The sequence below is a fragment of the Micromonospora sp. LOL_024 genome, assembly GCF_048060415.1.
GTDB lineage: Bacteria > Actinomycetota > Actinomycetes > Mycobacteriales > Micromonosporaceae > Micromonospora.
Genome location: NZ_JBHMIS010000009.1, coordinates 13,299 through 27,542, shown reverse-complemented (window position 1 = coordinate 27,542; position 14,244 = coordinate 13,299). Strand labels below are relative to the sequence as shown.

The window sequence follows — 14,244 nt, the reverse complement described above, 5'->3', positions numbered from 1 at the left end:
TCGCATCACAGCGAACCGGCCGCGAGGTGTTCGGCCTGCTACTACAGTCGATTTGTGTCCGGCGCGCCGCTCAAGCCGATGCTCGCGATGACCGGGCCGCTCCCGGCCGGTGCCGGCTGGGCGTACGAGTTCAAGTGGGACGGCGTACGCGCGCTGGCCGACGTCGCCGCCGGACGACCGAGGCTGTACGCCCGCTCCGGTGTGGAGATCACCGCCGCCTACCCGGAGCTCATCCCGCTCGGCGAGCAGGTCGACGATGCGCTGCTCGACGGCGAGGTGGTGCTCTTCGACCAGGGCGGTCGGCCGTCGTTCACCGCCCTGGCCCAGCGGATGCACGTGCGAGATCCCGTGAAGGCCGCCCGGCTGGCGGCCAGCGTCCCGGTGACGTACATGATCTTCGACCTGTTGCGACTGCGCGGTGAGGACCTCACCGGCTGGCCGTACACCCGGCGTCGGGAAGCCCTCGACGGCGTGGGGCTGGGCGCGGCGCGATGGGCGGTGCCCCCGATCTTCTTCGACGGCCCGGCCACCTACGACGCCGCCGGCGAACACGGCCTCGAAGGGGTGATGGCCAAGCAGGTCGGGTCGGCCTACCGGCCCGGGGCGCGCTCACCGGACTGGGTGAAGGTCAAGCTGGAGGTGACGGGGGACTTCGTGGTCGGCGGCTGGCGGCCTGGCGCGCGCAGGATCGGCGGCCTGCTGGTCGGGGTGCCGGGCGCCGACGGACGGCTCGTCTACCGGGGCCGGGTCGGCGGTGGCATCGGTGCCGCCCTCGAACGTGAACTGCTGCGCGAGTTGGCGCCGCTGCGCACAACGGCCGCGCCGTTCAGCGGCGACGTGCCCCGTGAGGATGCCCGAGGCGCGACCTGGGTAGCCCCCCGTTTGGTGGTGGAGGTCAAGTACGGCCAGCGGACCCCGGACGGCCGACTGCGGTTCCCCCGGATCCTGCGGCTGCGGCCCGACAAGCCGGCCGAGGAGGTTGAGGATGCCAGCTGACCGCATCCCGGTCCAGGTACAGGGCCGCACGCTGGAGTTGTCCAACCTCGACAAGGTGCTCTATCCGCAGGCGGGCTTCACCAAGGGCGAGGTGATCGACTACTACACCCGGGTGGCGCCGGTGCTGCTGCCGCACCTGCACGACCGGGCGCTCACCCGGATCCGCTACCCGAACGGTGTGGCGGGCAACTCGTTCTTCGAGAAGAACGCCCCCGCTGCCACCCCGTCCTGGGTGCGCGTCGAAACGTTGCCCGCGCCCGGCTCCACCAAGGGCCGGGAGAGCATCGACTACGTGGTCGCCGACGATCTGCCCACCCTGGTATGGCTGGCCAACCTGGCCGCCCTGGAACTGCACACCCCGCAGTGGACGATCGGTGCGCATCCGGACCTGATGGTGGTCGACCTGGACCCGGGGGCACCGGCGTCGCTGCGCCAGTGCTGCCAGGTGGCGCTGCTGCTGCGGGACCGGCTGGCCGTCGACGGGATCGACGCGTACCCGAAGACATCTGGAAAGAAGGGTATGCAGCTCTGCTGCCCGATCACCGGTGACCAGCCCGCCGACAAGGTGTCGTCCTACGCCCGCCGGATCGCCCAGGACCTGGAACGCGAACACCCGAAGCTGACCGTCTCGAAGATGGCGAAGAACCTGCGACCGGGCAAGGTGTTCATCGACTGGAGTCAGAACAACGCGGCGAAGACGACGGTGTCGCCGTATTCGCTGCGCGCCCAGCTGGTCCCGTCGGTGTCGACGCCGTTGACCTGGGACGAGGTTGAGGCTGGCGCGGCGGGGCAGCGGCCGTCGAGCCGGCCGTACACGGCCGGTGAGGTGCTCGACCGGATAGAACAGCATGGCGACCTGCTTGCCCCGCTGCTCCACGGCGGCCCTCCCTTACCGCTGTAAGGAAGGGCCCTTGTCGACGCCTGCGGCAGAGGGATGATCCCCTGTCAACGCGCGACACCCAGCTCGCCGCAGCGGCGTAGGCGAGCGTACGCGCCGGCGAGCAGGACCACCGCGAGCAGGCTGACGACCACGTCGCTGACCAGGGCCTCGGTGGGTGAGGCCGGCGCGTACGGGGGCACCAGGTAGGCCAGCGTGGCCGCGCCGACCAGCGCCCCCGCCGCGCAGGCCAGCACGTGCGCCTGCCCCCACCCGGCGCGCCCGGACCAGCGGACGAGCATCGCCGCCAGGGTGGCGACGGCGACCACCGACAGAACGACCCCGACCCAGCCGGACAACATGCTCACCCCCAGGTAGATCACCAGGACCAACGCCGCTGGGCGGCCTGGACGAGGCGCGGAGGCCGGTGCCGGTGCCGGTCGACGCCGCCACCGGGGCAGGGCCGCCACCACGACCAGGGTGATGACCACCGCCGCCGCCCCGGCGAGCTGACCGGGACTGGCCAGGAACCCCTTACGTCCGCTGTCGTCGGCGAAGACGGCCAGGCTGCCCAGCAGGTAGAGCAGCGTCACCGTGACCAGGCCGGAGGTCCGCAAATACGGGCGCAGGCGACGGGTCGGGGCGAGGTACGACTCGACGATGGCGATCGGTGCGCAGATGGTCAGCGCCACGTGGTTGCCCAGGAAACTGAGAACCTCCTGCGCGCTGACGCCCAGCAGCGGGATCCGGGTACGGTCCGCGGCGCTCAGCTCGGCGAACTCGGTGTCGGCCAGGTAGTCGGGGTTGAACAGCGACTGGTCGACCAGCCCCGCCTGTACCACGCCGAAGCCCGCCGCGAGCAGCACGATCATCGGCCACCCCCCGCCGGCACGCCGCGCAGCCTCGCGGATCAGCACCGCCGCGCCGCCGTACATCGGGGCCAGGACGACCACGACCAGCAGCATGTCCGCCCCGGCGAAGCCGCCCCAGGAGCACTCGGCCGCCCAGGGGGCGAGCAGCAGGAGCGCCACGACCGGTAGGAGCCGCCGCCACATCGGTTCCCCGTCAGGTGTCATGTACCGACTGTCCGGCAGGCCAGGGGCACGCCGATACTGCCATCGGTCTACACCCCGTCGACCAAGGACCAGTGGCGCTCCGCCGAGCCGGCGGGTCAACATGGACAGCTCCGGGCAGCAGGAGTTGGATGTACCGCATGCATTCCGCCGCGCCCGTGCTGTCCTTCGTCGGCCTCGCCGAGCGGGACCAGCCGCTGCTCACCTACCTCGACCACCGGACCGGGCATCGCCGGCAGCTGACCGCCGCCGAGTTGGGCGAATGGTCGGCACGCGCCGCCGGGCTGCTGCGCGACGAGTGTGGACTGGCTCCGGGCAGCCGGGTGGCGGTGCTGCTGCCGCCGCACTGGCGTACCGCCGCTGTGCTGCTCGGTGCCTGGTCGGTGGGGCTGGAGGTGTCGTTCCGGCCACGCGCCACCGCCGGCTTGCCGGTGCTGGAGCCCGGCGGCGACCGGCCGTACGACGCGGTCCTGGTCACCCCGGAGCGCCTCGACGACTGGCTTGAGGACGTACCCGAGGGGGTGCACCGCTATCTCGTCGGCGTCGGGCCGGACCCGCTGGTCGACGTGCCGGTCGGCTGGCTCGACTGGTCCGTGGAGGTGCTGCGACACGGTGCCGCCCCGGCCGACCGCCCGACGCTCTTCGCGTCCGACCCGGCCAGCCCCGACGGCACCAGCTACGACGAGTGGGGCCGGGTGGCCAGGGCGGTGGCCGAGCAGCTCGACCTGCGGGCCGGCGACCGGCTGCTGGTCGACGCCGCCGAGCACGACCAGCCGCTGAAGTGGCTGCTCGCCCCCCTGGCGGTCGGCGCGTCGGTGGTGCTCTGCGCCAACCTCGACCCGGCGGACCGGGACGCGGTGACCGCCGCCGAGCGGGTGACCCGGGTCCTCTGACCAGAGTCACCCAGGCGGGAGGCGTCTCGACCTCCGTTGACCAAGCGTGGCGGGGCTCAGTCGACGGTGGGTAGGGGTGGACCGAGGACGTCGTCGGCGTCGACGATGGTGTACGCGTACCCCTGCTCGGCGAGGAAGCGCTGCCGGTGCGCGGCGTACTCGGTGTCGATGGTGTCCCGGGAGACGACGGTGTAGAAGTGCGCCTGCCGGCCGTCGGCCTTCGGGCGGAGCACCCGGCCCAGGCGTTGCGCCTCCTCCTGGCGGGAGCCGAAGGTGCCAGAGACCTGGATCGCCACCGCCGCCTCGGGCAGGTCGATGGAGAAGTTCCCGACCTTGGAGATCACCAGCGTCCGGATCTCCCCGCAGCGGAACGCGTCGAAGAGCCGCTCGCGCTCCTTGTTGGTGGTCGAACCCTGCACGATCGGCGCGTCGAGATACTCCCCCAACTGGTGGAGTTGGTCGATGTACGCGCCGATGACCAGCGTCTGCTCCTGCGGATGCCGGGCCAGCAGGGCCCGCACCACCGGCAGCTTGGTGCGGGCGGTGGCCGCCATCCGGTAGCGCTCCTCGGCCTCGGCGGTCGCGTACGACATCCGCTCCGTGTCGGTCAGGGTGACCCTGACCTCGGTGCACTCGGCCGGGGCGATCCAGCCCTGCGACTCAATGTCCTTCCACGGCGCGTCGTACCGCTTCGGGCCGATCAGGCTGAACACGTCGCCCTCCCGGCCGTCCTCGCGGACCAGGGTGGCGGTCAGTCCGAGCCGGCGGCGGGCCTGCAGGTCCGCGGTGAACCGGAAGATCGGCGCGGGTAGCAGGTGCACCTCGTCGTAGACGACCAGGCCCCAGTCGCGGGCGCCGAACAGGTCCAGATGGGTGAAGACGCCGCCGCGCCGCGAGGTGAGCACCTGGTACGTGGCGATGGTGACCGGCCGTATCTCCTTGCGCTCGCCCGAGTACTCGCCGATCTCCTCCTCGGTCAGTGAGGTGCGGGCGATCAGCTCCCGCTTCCACTGCCGGCCGGCGACCGTGTTGGTGACCAGGATCAGCGTGGTCGCCTTCGCCTCGGCCATCGCCGCAGCGCCCACCAGGGTTTTGCCGGCCCCGCAGGGCAGCACCACCACGCCGGACCCGCCGGCCCAGAACGCCTCCACCGCCTCCCGCTGGTACGACCGCAGCGTGAACGGCTTGCCGCCCGCCTTGCCGGTCTCGGCCAGCTCGATCGGGTGCGCCTCACCGTCCACGTACCCGGCCAGGTCCTCCGCCGGCCAGCCGAGCTTGAGCAGCGCCTGCTTGAGTCGACCCCGCTCGGACGGGTGCACCGCGATGGTGTCGTCGTCGATCCGGTTACCGAGCATCCCGGCGAGCTTCTTGCTCTTGGCCACCTCGATCAGCACCAACCGGTCCAGGGCGCGCAGGACCAGACCGTGCACCGGGTCGGCGGCGAGCTGGAGTCGCCCGTACCGGTCCATCGTCTCGGCCACGTCCACCAGCAGGGCGTGCGGGACCGGGTAGCGGGAATACTTGAGCAGGGCGTCCACCACGCCCTCGGCGTCGTGTCCGGCGGCCCGGGCGTTCCACAGTCCCAGCGGGGTCAACCGGTACGTGTGCACGTGCTCGGGGGAGCGCTCCAACTCGGCGAAGGGCGCGATGGCCATCCGGCATGCCTGCGAGTCGGGGTGGTCGATCTCCAGCAGCAGGGTTTTGTCCGACTGCACGATTAGCGGTCCACCACTCACGCCGAATCCTCTCCTCGTACGGCTGATCCGCCTCACCATGACAGGTAGCTGACCTGCCTCAGGGCGACCATCCAGTGTTGCACGCACAGCCGAACGGCAAATAGGAGCTCACCGCGCGCAACCCACCTGGTACCGCGACACGTCTAGCTCTAGGGGACGACTTGTCGAGGGCGGCGGCCGGCGAGGTCGCGATCGGGCCGCCACACCGCCCTCGCGGCGTCCCGCCGGGTGGGTGCCGGTGCGGGTGTGTTCGATCCGCGGTCAGACGGCCAGGAGGCGGGCCGTTCCCGCCATCGCGGACAGCCAACGGGGGCGAGCGGCCCGCACCGCACCCCGCCGTCGTTACACCGACCGCCAGGCCGGAGAACCAACTGGGCCGGTTAGGTACCGGTGGTGCTGGTCGGCAGCCGTCCGGGGTGACACCCTTGAGTCGAGGGCCGGACCGTACGGGGAGGGCGCATGACCGTCGATCAGGAAGTGGTCCCGAAGCGCGAACAGGCAAGGTCAACCGAACCGGTCTCCACCGCCATCGTGGTCGCGTACGCGGTCGTCGGGTCGATGATCTTCGGCTGGTTCCTCTTCGGCTGGCTGGTGCTCCAACAGGGCTTCGTGGACTCCGTCGGCGAGGCCCTCGGCACCGCGTTCGGGCTGCTGCTGGTCGTGGCGATCATCGGGTCGGTGCGGCGCAGCCGACGCTGACCGGCGATCACCTCTCCAGCACCGCCGCGGTGATCCGGTGCAGCGCGAAGGTGTGCAGCATCTCGGTACGCTCGTCCTCCGCGCGGAGGTAGCCCGCGCCCAGCGAGACCGGCCGCACCAGCCTCGACGCGGTCGCCCCGTGCGCGTCGACGTAACCCACCCAGACCAGCGCCTTGTCGCGTACCGCCTGGGCGAGCACGGCCAGGGCCTCCCCGTGGCTGTGCACCGGCACCGGCCCGCTCGGCGTCGTACCCCGCACCACCGCCGGGGCCCGCCGGGCCGCCCGCGCCGCCGCGTCACCCCGGCGGATCTGTTCCACCACGCCGAGCAGACGCGGCAGCGGCAGGCGCGCGGTGGCCAGCGCATCGATCGTCCGGGTGGCCACCGACACCCGGGCCGGCGCCCGACGGACCTTCGGCCGGCTGAGCACCGCCGAACCGGTGGCGTCCTCGGCCACGGGGACGTAACCGGCCTCGCGCAGCACGGACAGCAGCCGGCCGGCCTGGTACGGCGTGACCAGCACCGTCGGAGCGAGCCGGCGCAACGCCAGGGTCTCCACCCGCCGGTCGGCCAGCACCTCGGCCAGCAGCGCCTCGTCGTCGCTGCGCAGATACGCCCCGGCGGAACCGATACGCAGCCCACCGTGTTTGCGGGCCACATCGTCGACCAGGTAGGTCAGCCCCTGCGGTACGGGGGTGCGGGACCGGTGCCGCAACAACTCGTGCAGGTCGTCGGCGGAGTATCCGGCGTCCAACGCCCGGCGCACGCTGCCCGGGGTGACCCGGTGCACGCTCGCCCCACCGGCCGACTCCGGCTCGGCGAGGATCCCCAACTCGGCGGCGAGCGCCGGGTCGGGAGGTCCGGGCACCACCACGGTCAGGTCGGCCTGGACGAGGAAGTGGTCCACCGGGGCCGGCAGCAGGGTGTCCAGCGCCCGGATGGCGGTGCCGGCCTCGGCGTCCTCGGCATCGGCCCGGAGTCCCAGCGGGTCGTCCACGTCGCGGCCCTCGGCCGCCGTCGTCTCGGCCACCAGCAGCCGCCCGTACGAGGTGAGCGCACCCAGCCCGGTCACCCCCAGCGTGGCTGCCTCGGCGAGCATCTCCCGGTGCGCCGCCTCCCGACCACGGCTGCGCCGGGGTGCCCGCCAGTCGAGCAGCGCCAGCACCTCGTCGGCGCTGGGCGCGGTGGCCGGTTCCACATCGGCGAGTACCCCGAGCACCGCCCGGCGGGCGGCCGGCGAGCCGGCCCGTTCCGCCTCCGCGGAGAGCACGGTGATCGGGCGGTCCCGGTCGTCGCGTTGCCCGATCAGACCCACCTGGCGGGTCATGGTCAGCCAGGCTCGGGCCAACTGCTCCCAGCGCTGGGCCAGCGAACCGGCACGCCACATCTCGTACCCGGCGGTCGGCAGCACCTGCTGCTCGGCGCCGTACCGGCCGGCGGCACCGGGCAACTCCACCTCGCCGGTCAGCCCAGCCGCGTACGCCACCTCCAGCAGCAGCGCCGCCGTCGACTCGTCCAGCCCGGTGGCGCGCGCCAACCGGCGCAGGTCACGTACGCCGATGCCACCCGAGCGCAGCACCGGCGCAGGTTCGGCGGCCAACTGCTCCAGCAGCGCCTCGGTGTGGCGTACCACCTCCATGGTCTGTCCGGCCCCGGCGGAGTCGGCGGCCTTCGGCTCGCGTGGTGTCGCCGCCACCGGTGGCGGGCTGGAGCTCAGTGGGCCCAGTGGCCCGGTGTCGCGCCGCAGCAGCAACCCGATTTCGCGGGGCAACTCCACCATCCCGCTGGTGCCGCCCTTGCCGCCGGCGACCCGCACCAGCAGGCGATGGTCGACCAGCCAGCGGATCGGCGAGCCGGTCGACGCGCCGCCGTTGGTGTCGTCCGGCGGCAGGTCGACGTCGGCACCGATCGCGGGTGCCTGCAACGCGCCGGGCGGCACGCTCCCGACCGGGGGACCGGCCGCCAGCCGGTCCAGGATCGCCCGGGCCGAGGGCGGCGCGGACAGCAGTGTCCGCCGCAGCTTCGCCGGGTCCGCGCAGAGCGCGGCCGTCCGCGGGTCCAACTCGACCGCTGGCCGGCCGAGGCCCGCCGGGTACGGTGAGATCTCGTCGATGCCGCCGACGAGTCGCAGGGCATCCTCCGGGCCGTAGAGCAGGAAACGGGCGCGCAGCCGGTCGACGGCCGCGCGGACAGCGGTCGGCGCGGGTGGGCGCGGGCCGGCGGTGGCCATCGCGAGGACCACGTCGGCCGAGGTGGTGCCGTCGGCCCGGTCCCGGGTCAGTCGGGCCGCGTCCATGATCTGGATGGTGAACTGGTCCAGCTCGTCGAGGGCGCACGACACCGAGACGCGGGACTGGGCCCGGATGGCGAGGGCGTCGACGTCGGCGGGGACCGGCACGACGAGGTCGGGCCGCAGTTGGAGCAGCGCGGCGAGGGAGTCGTCGGGCAGCGACCGCAGGTGATCGGCGAGTGAGGTGCTCATTGTCGTTCCACGCTAGCCCGGCCGGGGCCACTTGCGCCCGTGGGACGTCCCTGTCGGTCCAGGCAGCCGGGTAGCTTCGCAGGATGCTTGCAACGGGTGCACTGACGGTCGGATTCGATCTCGACATGACCCTGGTCGACTCGCGTCCCGGCATCGCCGCGGCTTATCGCGCGTTGACCGAGCTGACCGGAGTGCCCGTCGACGCCGACGTGGCCGTGTCCCGGCTGGGCCCGCCGCTGCGTACCGAGATCGCCCACTGGTTTCCACCCGCGCAGGTCGACGAGGGGGTCCGCGTCTTCCGCGAGCTGTATCCCGCGTACGCGATCACGCCGACCGTGCCCCTGCCCGGCGCCAGGGAGGCGCTCGAAGCCGTGCGGGAGCGGGGCGGCCGGGTGCTCGTGGTCACCTCCAAGCTGGCCCGGCTGGCCCGGCTCCATCTGGACCATTTGGGCCTGGTGGTGGACGAGTTGACCGGCGACCTGTTCGCCGAGGAGAAGGCGGCGGCGCTGCGAGAGCACGCTGCCACCCACTATGTCGGTGATCACGTCGCGGACATGGTCGCCGCCCAGGCGGCACAGGTGCCAGGGATCGGAGTGACGACGGGCCCGTGTACGGCCGACGACCTGGGGGCGGCCGGCGCGGCGACGGTGCTGACAGATCTCACCGGATTCCCGGCGGCGCTCGACGGCATGATCCGGCTAGCCTTGAAGCAGTAGACGGCTCAAGCGAAGCAGGGGTTCTCACGTGCCTACGGGTCGAGTGAAGTGGTACGACGCCACCAAGGGATACGGATTCGTCACCAGTGACGAGGGTGGCGACGTGTTCCTGCCGAAGGGCGCGCTGCCGGCGGATGTCACCGACCTCAAGGGCGGCCAGCGGGTCGACTTCAGTGTGGTCGACAGCCGGCGGGGCGCGCAGGCGATGGGGGTGAAGCTCCTGGACGCTCCGCCGTCCGTGGCGGAGCTGCGCCGCCGGCCGGCGGAGGAGCTGCACGGTCTGGTCGAAGACATGATCAAGGTGCTGGAGGCAAAGGTCCAGCCGGACCTGCGCCGGGGCCGTTTCCCGGACCGCAAGAGCGCGCAGAAGATCGCTCAGTTGGTCCACGCGGTCGCCCGCGAACTGGAAGTCTGAGGTACGAAGCCGGCGTCGGCGGCCCGGCCGAGCAGCGCCTCGACGGCACCGAATCCCGCTGCCCCCAGGTCGGCGGTGAATTCGTTGACGTAGAGGCCGATGTGCCGGTCCACCACGTCGGGCTCCATCTCCTGGGCGTGCGCCAGCACGTACGGCCGGCTGGCCGCCGGGTCGGCCCAGGCCCGGCGGACGGAGTCCCGGATCCAGTCGGCGGCCCGTTGCGGATCGACCGCGCCGCGGCGAGCCAGGATGGCACCGAGCGGGATCGGCAGCCCGGTGTCCGCCTCCCACCATTCGCCCAGGTCGACCAGGGCGGTAAGGCCGTGCCGTGGATAGGTGAACCGCGCCTCGTGGATCACCAACCCGGCGTCGTACCGTCCGGCGGCGACGGCTGGCATGATCTCGTGGAACGGCACCACCTCGATGCGCTGCGGAGCCCGGCCGGCGGCCCAGAGCCGGAAGAGCAGGTAGGCCGTGGTCCGGTCCCCGGGCACCGCGACCGTGGCGCCGGTCAGGTCAGCACGGTCGGGCCCGCCGTCACGGTCGGAGCGGGTGAGCACCAACGGCCCGCATCCCCGCCCCAGCGCACCCCCACAGGGCAGCAGGTGGTAGTCGCCCAACAGCCACGGCAGCGCCGCATAACTGACCTTCACCAGGTCGAACGCGCCCCGTTCGGCGGCGGTGTTGGTGATGTCGACGTCGGCGTACGTCACCTCGACCGGCGGCGCGCCGGGCACCTGCCCGTGCACCAAAGCGTGGAAGACGAACGTGTCGTTGGGACAGGGCGAGATCGCCAGCGAGAGCGCCACGCCCCCACCGTAACCCCGCCCTGCTCTGCCCCGGCGCTGCTGACGGTCAACGCAGGGCGGAGGCGGCGACGGTGAGGGCGGCGAGGGCGTCGCGGATCCGCCACGCGCTGCGGTCGCGCGGACCGATCGGGTTCGAGATGGCGCGTAGTTCGGCGAAGGGCAGGCCGGCGTGGCTGGCGGCGACGGCCACGCCGTACCCCTCCATCGCCTCGGCCACCGCGTGCGGGTGGCGTCGGCTGAGCGCGTCCGTGCTGGCGGTGGTGCCGGTGACGGTGCTCACGGTCAGGACGGACCCGACGATGGCGTCCGGTAGCGCGGCGCGCAGGGCGGCCAGGAGGGTGGAGTCGACGGTGACGGCGGTGCCGCAGCCGAGAAGTTCGGGTGGCATGCCCAGCTCATCGACAGGAATGAAGCCGTCGGGGGATCCGGCGCCCAGGTCGGCGGCGACCGCATGGGTGCCGAGCACGATGCCTCCGACCGCCACCCGGCCCACGAAACCGCCGGCGACGCCCGCGCTGACCACCCCCCGGTACGGGCGGCCGGCCATCTCGGCGAGCGCCAGTGACCGGGCCGTCGCCGCACCGGCGACGGCCGGGCCCACCCCCACCGGCAGCACCGCCACCGTCGGGTCGGCGAGGCCGGCCCGGATTGCCTCCGCCTCGGCGGGGACCGCGGTGACCACGAGCAGCCCGGTCACTTCATCGAGCCCGGTGAGCTGCGCCGCGTCTCGTCGTCGCCGCCGGACCCGCTGACCGCCGACGACGGGCGGTAGATGTGGAATCCGGGCGGTGCCAGGCCGGGCTCCTCGGTGCCCGATCCGCCCTGGACGGGTGCCGGCGAGACGGGCGCGGCCTCGGCGGACTCCCGATCCCGGGTGGCCCGCTTTTCGGCGGACCGTTCTTCGGTGACCCTCTCCTCGTCGGCGCGTTCGGCGGCGGCCCTTTCCTCGGCGGCGCGCTCGTCGTCGGTCAGCGGCCTTCCGCGCAGCCGCTCGGACCGCAGCCGCCGGGCCATCACCAGCGCGCGGGCGGCGGCCAGCGTGCCGACACCGGCGGCGACGGCGATGCCGACCCGGCCGTCGAAGGGCACGAGTCCCAGGCCGCCACCGGCCACGAAGGCGAGCACCAGCGCCGTCTCAGAGTGGGCGAACGAACTGGCCCGCAGTCGTTCCGGGATGCGCTCCTGGATCGAGGCGTCGACGGCGAGCTTGGCGATACCGCTCATCATGGCCGCGACCAGGCAGAGCAGCGCGACCATCGGCAGGGAGAAACTCAGCACGGTGAGCACAGCCACGCCGGCGACGATGACCATGCCGCTGGACTGGAGGGCGGCCGGCCGATGGATTCGCAGCCGGGTACCGATCGCGGTGGCCAGGAAGGTGCCGATGGCCAGTGCCCCGCCCACCAGGGCGAGTGCTCCCTCGTCACCCAGGTCACGTCCGAACACCACCGTGGTCAGGTCGCCGGCCTTGATCGTGAACGCCAGGAACAGCAGCAGGAAGCCGTAAACCGCGCGCAGCGTGGCCGCCCCGATCAGGTTCGAGATCACCAACCGGCCGGTCGGGCGTCCCCGGCCCAGCGGTCGCTCGCCGGTGCCCCGCCGTAGCGCCCGGAGCGGTCGCGGCACCCGTTCCGGTGGTTCGGAGTCGGCCTTCGGTGGGAGTCGAAGGGAGACGACCATGCCGACCAGGAAGATGACCGAGGCGACCCGCAGTGGCCACTGCGGTCCGAACCAGAACGCGGCCAGGCCGATCGGGGCGACCAGGGCCCCGGCGACCGTGCCGTACACGCTGGCTCTCGCCCCGACTTGGGACAGGCCGAGTCCTTCCGGCAGCAACCGGGGTACGGCCGCGGAACGGGCCACGCCGTACGCCCGGGACAGCGCCAGCACGCCGAAGGCTGCCGGATAGAGACCGAAGCCGTGGATGTAATCGGAGATCATCCAGGCCAGAAACGCCCGTCCCAGCATGGTGGTGGCCAGGGCGTACCGGCGGCCGTGCCGGAAGTGGTCGAGGAGAGGCCCGACCACTGGGGCGAGCATGGCGAACGGCACCATGGTCACCAACAGGTAGAGCGCCACCTTGCTCCGGGCCTCGCCGAGCGGCACGTTGAAGAAGATCGTCCCGGCCAGGCCGATGGCGATCAGCGTGTCGCCGGCGCAGGAAACCGCGTGCAGGTCGAACAGGCGGACCATGCCGGCTTCGCCGCCAGCGCCCCGGGCGCGGGCCCGAGCGGCGCCGCTGGTCACCCAGCGCCCCCCGCTGAACGAGCCGCGTAGCAGCAGCCGAACGGCGCGGATGCCGGTGCCGACGGTCCGCCCGAGGAGGGACCGCTCGGAGCGGGAGGACAGCGGCATGGGAACCATCCTGAACCATCGGCCCGACAGATGCCGCGCCACTCCCGCAGAACACCTCTGGGGAGTGCCTCACACCCGACCGCACCGATGGGGGACAATGGTTGGGTGACCAGGCCCGCCTCCGCCCGCGCCCTTCGTCTCGACCAGGTCTGCGCCGCCGCCGTCGAGGTGGCGCGCACCGGCATCACCGAAGTGGGCGCCGACGACGTCGGCGGTCACCTTCAGGTGATCGCCGAAGGTGACAGAACCGTCACCCACTACTTCGACTGTCGATTGGCGGGCTACCGCGGCTGGCGGTGGGCCGTCACCGTCACCCGGGTTTCGCGTAGCCGCACCGTGACGATCTGTGAGACCGTGCTGCTGCCCGGGCCGGACGCGCTGCTCGCGCCGGGCTGGCTGCCATGGCAGGAACGTCTCAAGCCGGGTGACCTCGGCCCGGGCGACCTGCTGCCGACGCCGGCGGACGACGAGCGTCTGCAGCCCGGCTACCTGCAGTCCGACGACCCGGCCGTCGAGGAGATCGCCTGGGAGTTGGGGCTCGGCCGGCCTCGGGTGATGTCGCGGGAAGGGCGCGTCGAGACGGCCCAGCGCTGGTACGACGGCGACCACGGTCCATCGGCGCCGATCTCGACCGCCGCGCCGACCGCCGCCCGCTGCGGCACCTGCGGTTTCTACCTGCCTCTCGCGGGCAAACTGCGGCAGTGCTTCGGTGTCTGCGGCAACTTCTACGCCCCCGACGACGGTCGGGTGGTGACCGTCGACCATGGCTGCGGCGCCCACTCCGAGACGTTGGTGGAGGCTGAGACGGCGGTGGAGGAGATGCCGACCGTCTACGACGACAGCGCGATGGAGCCGATGCCGGTCGGCCGCGCGCCCGGTTCGATCGAGGCGGGCGAGCCGGCGGAGCCGTACGGTCACTCCTGAGCGCTGCGGTCACTCAACCCGTGGCACGACGGCGACGCCGGTTGACGTCGTGCCGCATCATCACCGCCAGACCGGGGAAGCCCCACAGAAAGCCGGCCAGGCAGATCCAGAGCCAGTTCTCATGACCGGTGGCGACCAGCCGGTCGCGCAACAGCAGCAGCACGAGCCCGGCAACCGCCCAGGCCGCCATGCCGGCGAGCGCGAAAGGCACCATCGGCGGGTCTAGCGGCTCGGGGCGGGGTTGCTGCGTCGGCACCCGGCCAGGATAC

Annotated in this window: 14 protein-coding genes; 7 read left to right on the top strand and 7 right to left on the bottom strand. The window is 72.5% G+C overall.

What is annotated here, in order from left to right:
* Positions 1–54 precede the first annotated feature (54 nt).
* On the top strand, positions 55–996 hold the full coding sequence (gene ligD / locus ACFHWY_RS12670; protein ID WP_416580364.1) for a non-homologous end-joining DNA ligase: 942 nt from the start codon (positions 55–57) through the stop codon (positions 994–996).
* Positions 986–1,897 carry a non-homologous end-joining DNA ligase gene (gene ligD / locus ACFHWY_RS12665; protein WP_416580363.1) on the top strand — a complete coding sequence of 304 codons (912 nt, stop codon included), beginning with the start codon at positions 986–988 and terminating at the stop codon, positions 1,895–1,897. The genes ligD (ACFHWY_RS12670) and ligD (ACFHWY_RS12665) overlap by 11 nt, the downstream gene beginning before the upstream one ends.
* A gap of 44 nt (positions 1,898–1,941) precedes the next feature.
* Here the strand turns inward: ligD (ACFHWY_RS12665) and ACFHWY_RS12660 are convergent, their stop codons facing one another.
* Entirely contained in the window at positions 1,942–2,949 is a 1,008-nt protein-coding gene (locus tag ACFHWY_RS12660; RefSeq protein WP_416580362.1) for a hypothetical protein, read from the bottom strand.
* Between the two features lie 128 nt (positions 2,950–3,077).
* Between ACFHWY_RS12660 and ACFHWY_RS12655 the strand changes: the two genes are divergently transcribed.
* The gene (locus tag ACFHWY_RS12655) at positions 3,078–3,839 is read left to right on the top strand and encodes a TIGR03089 family protein (RefSeq protein ID WP_416580361.1); all 762 of its coding nucleotides are present in this window, start codon (positions 3,078–3,080) and stop codon (positions 3,837–3,839) included.
* A 56-nt stretch (positions 3,840–3,895) separates the two neighbouring features.
* On the opposite strand, the gene ACFHWY_RS12650 is transcribed toward ACFHWY_RS12655, so the two are convergent.
* Positions 3,896–5,575, bottom strand: a complete 1,680-nt coding sequence (locus ACFHWY_RS12650) for a DNA repair helicase XPB (protein WP_416580360.1) — start codon at positions 5,573–5,575, stop codon at positions 3,896–3,898.
* Positions 5,576–6,034: 459 nt separating this feature from the next.
* On the opposite strand from ACFHWY_RS12650, the gene ACFHWY_RS12645 reads away from it, so the two are divergent.
* On the top strand, positions 6,035–6,274 hold the full coding sequence (locus tag ACFHWY_RS12645; protein WP_416580359.1) for a hypothetical protein: 240 nt from the start codon (positions 6,035–6,037) through the stop codon (positions 6,272–6,274).
* Between the two features lie 7 nt (positions 6,275–6,281).
* On the opposite strand, the gene ACFHWY_RS12640 is transcribed toward ACFHWY_RS12645, so the two are convergent.
* Positions 6,282–8,756, bottom strand: coding sequence for a helicase-associated domain-containing protein (locus ACFHWY_RS12640; protein WP_416580358.1), 2,475 nt, complete (start codon positions 8,754–8,756; stop codon positions 6,282–6,284).
* Positions 8,757–8,839: 83 nt separating this feature from the next.
* Here ACFHWY_RS12640 and ACFHWY_RS12635 point away from each other — a divergent pair, with 83 nt between their 5' ends.
* Positions 8,840–9,472, top strand: coding sequence for an HAD family hydrolase (locus ACFHWY_RS12635; RefSeq protein ID WP_416580357.1), 633 nt, complete (start codon positions 8,840–8,842; stop codon positions 9,470–9,472).
* Between the two features lie 28 nt (positions 9,473–9,500).
* Positions 9,501–9,887, top strand: a complete 387-nt coding sequence (locus tag ACFHWY_RS12630) for a cold-shock protein (protein ID WP_416580356.1) — start codon at positions 9,501–9,503, stop codon at positions 9,885–9,887.
* On the opposite strand, the gene ACFHWY_RS12625 is transcribed toward ACFHWY_RS12630, so the two are convergent.
* Genes ACFHWY_RS12625 through ACFHWY_RS12615 form a run of 3 tightly spaced genes read right to left on the bottom strand, consistent with a single transcriptional unit; the run spans position 9,848 to position 13,051 of the window.
* Positions 9,848–10,696: a 1,4-dihydroxy-6-naphthoate synthase gene (locus ACFHWY_RS12625; RefSeq protein ID WP_416580355.1), complete on the bottom strand. Its 849-nt coding sequence runs from the start codon at positions 10,694–10,696 to the stop codon at positions 9,848–9,850. The two genes, ACFHWY_RS12630 and ACFHWY_RS12625, sit on opposite strands and share 40 nt — an antisense overlap.
* Positions 10,697–10,742: 46 nt before the next feature.
* The gene (locus ACFHWY_RS12620) at positions 10,743–11,393 is read right to left on the bottom strand and encodes a futalosine hydrolase (RefSeq protein WP_416580354.1); all 651 of its coding nucleotides are present in this window, start codon (positions 11,391–11,393) and stop codon (positions 10,743–10,745) included.
* Positions 11,390–13,051, bottom strand: coding sequence for an MFS transporter (locus ACFHWY_RS12615; protein WP_416580353.1), 1,662 nt, complete (start codon positions 13,049–13,051; stop codon positions 11,390–11,392). Before ACFHWY_RS12615 ends, ACFHWY_RS12620 begins: the two co-directional genes overlap by 4 nt.
* A gap of 87 nt (positions 13,052–13,138) precedes the next feature.
* On the opposite strand from ACFHWY_RS12615, the gene ACFHWY_RS12610 reads away from it, so the two are divergent.
* Positions 13,139–13,975 (top strand): DUF3027 domain-containing protein, encoded by an 837-nt coding sequence (locus ACFHWY_RS12610; RefSeq protein WP_416580352.1) that lies wholly within the window; start codon positions 13,139–13,141, stop codon positions 13,973–13,975.
* Positions 13,976–13,988: 13 nt separating this feature from the next.
* Here ACFHWY_RS12610 and ACFHWY_RS12605 read toward each other — a convergent pair whose 3' ends face one another.
* On the bottom strand, positions 13,989–14,189 hold the full coding sequence (locus ACFHWY_RS12605; RefSeq protein WP_416580483.1) for a DUF2530 domain-containing protein: 201 nt from the start codon (positions 14,187–14,189) through the stop codon (positions 13,989–13,991).
* Positions 14,190–14,244: the final 55 nt, after the last annotated feature.

Coding starts and splice junctions, on each gene's coding strand:
- ACFHWY_RS12655 (WP_416580361.1), top strand. CDS start 3,078: ATGTACCGCATGCATTCCGCCGCGCCCGTGCTGTCCTTCGTCGGCCTC.
- ACFHWY_RS12660 (WP_416580362.1), bottom strand. CDS start 2,949: ATGACACCTGACGGGGAACCGATGTGGCGGCGGCTCCTACCGGTCGTG.
- ACFHWY_RS12610 (WP_416580352.1), top strand. CDS start 13,139: ATGGGGGACAATGGTTGGGTGACCAGGCCCGCCTCCGCCCGCGCCCTT.
- ACFHWY_RS12615 (WP_416580353.1), bottom strand. CDS start 13,051: ATGCCGCTGTCCTCCCGCTCCGAGCGGTCCCTCCTCGGGCGGACCGTC.
- ACFHWY_RS12635 (WP_416580357.1), top strand. CDS start 8,840: ATGCTTGCAACGGGTGCACTGACGGTCGGATTCGATCTCGACATGACC.
- ACFHWY_RS12640 (WP_416580358.1), bottom strand. CDS start 8,756: ATGAGCACCTCACTCGCCGATCACCTGCGGTCGCTGCCCGACGACTCC.
- ACFHWY_RS12605 (WP_416580483.1), bottom strand. CDS start 14,189: ATGGTGCCTTTCGCGCTCGCCGGCATGGCGGCCTGGGCGGTTGCCGGG.
- ligD (WP_416580363.1), top strand. CDS start 986: ATGCCAGCTGACCGCATCCCGGTCCAGGTACAGGGCCGCACGCTGGAG.
- ACFHWY_RS12645 (WP_416580359.1), top strand. CDS start 6,035: ATGACCGTCGATCAGGAAGTGGTCCCGAAGCGCGAACAGGCAAGGTCA.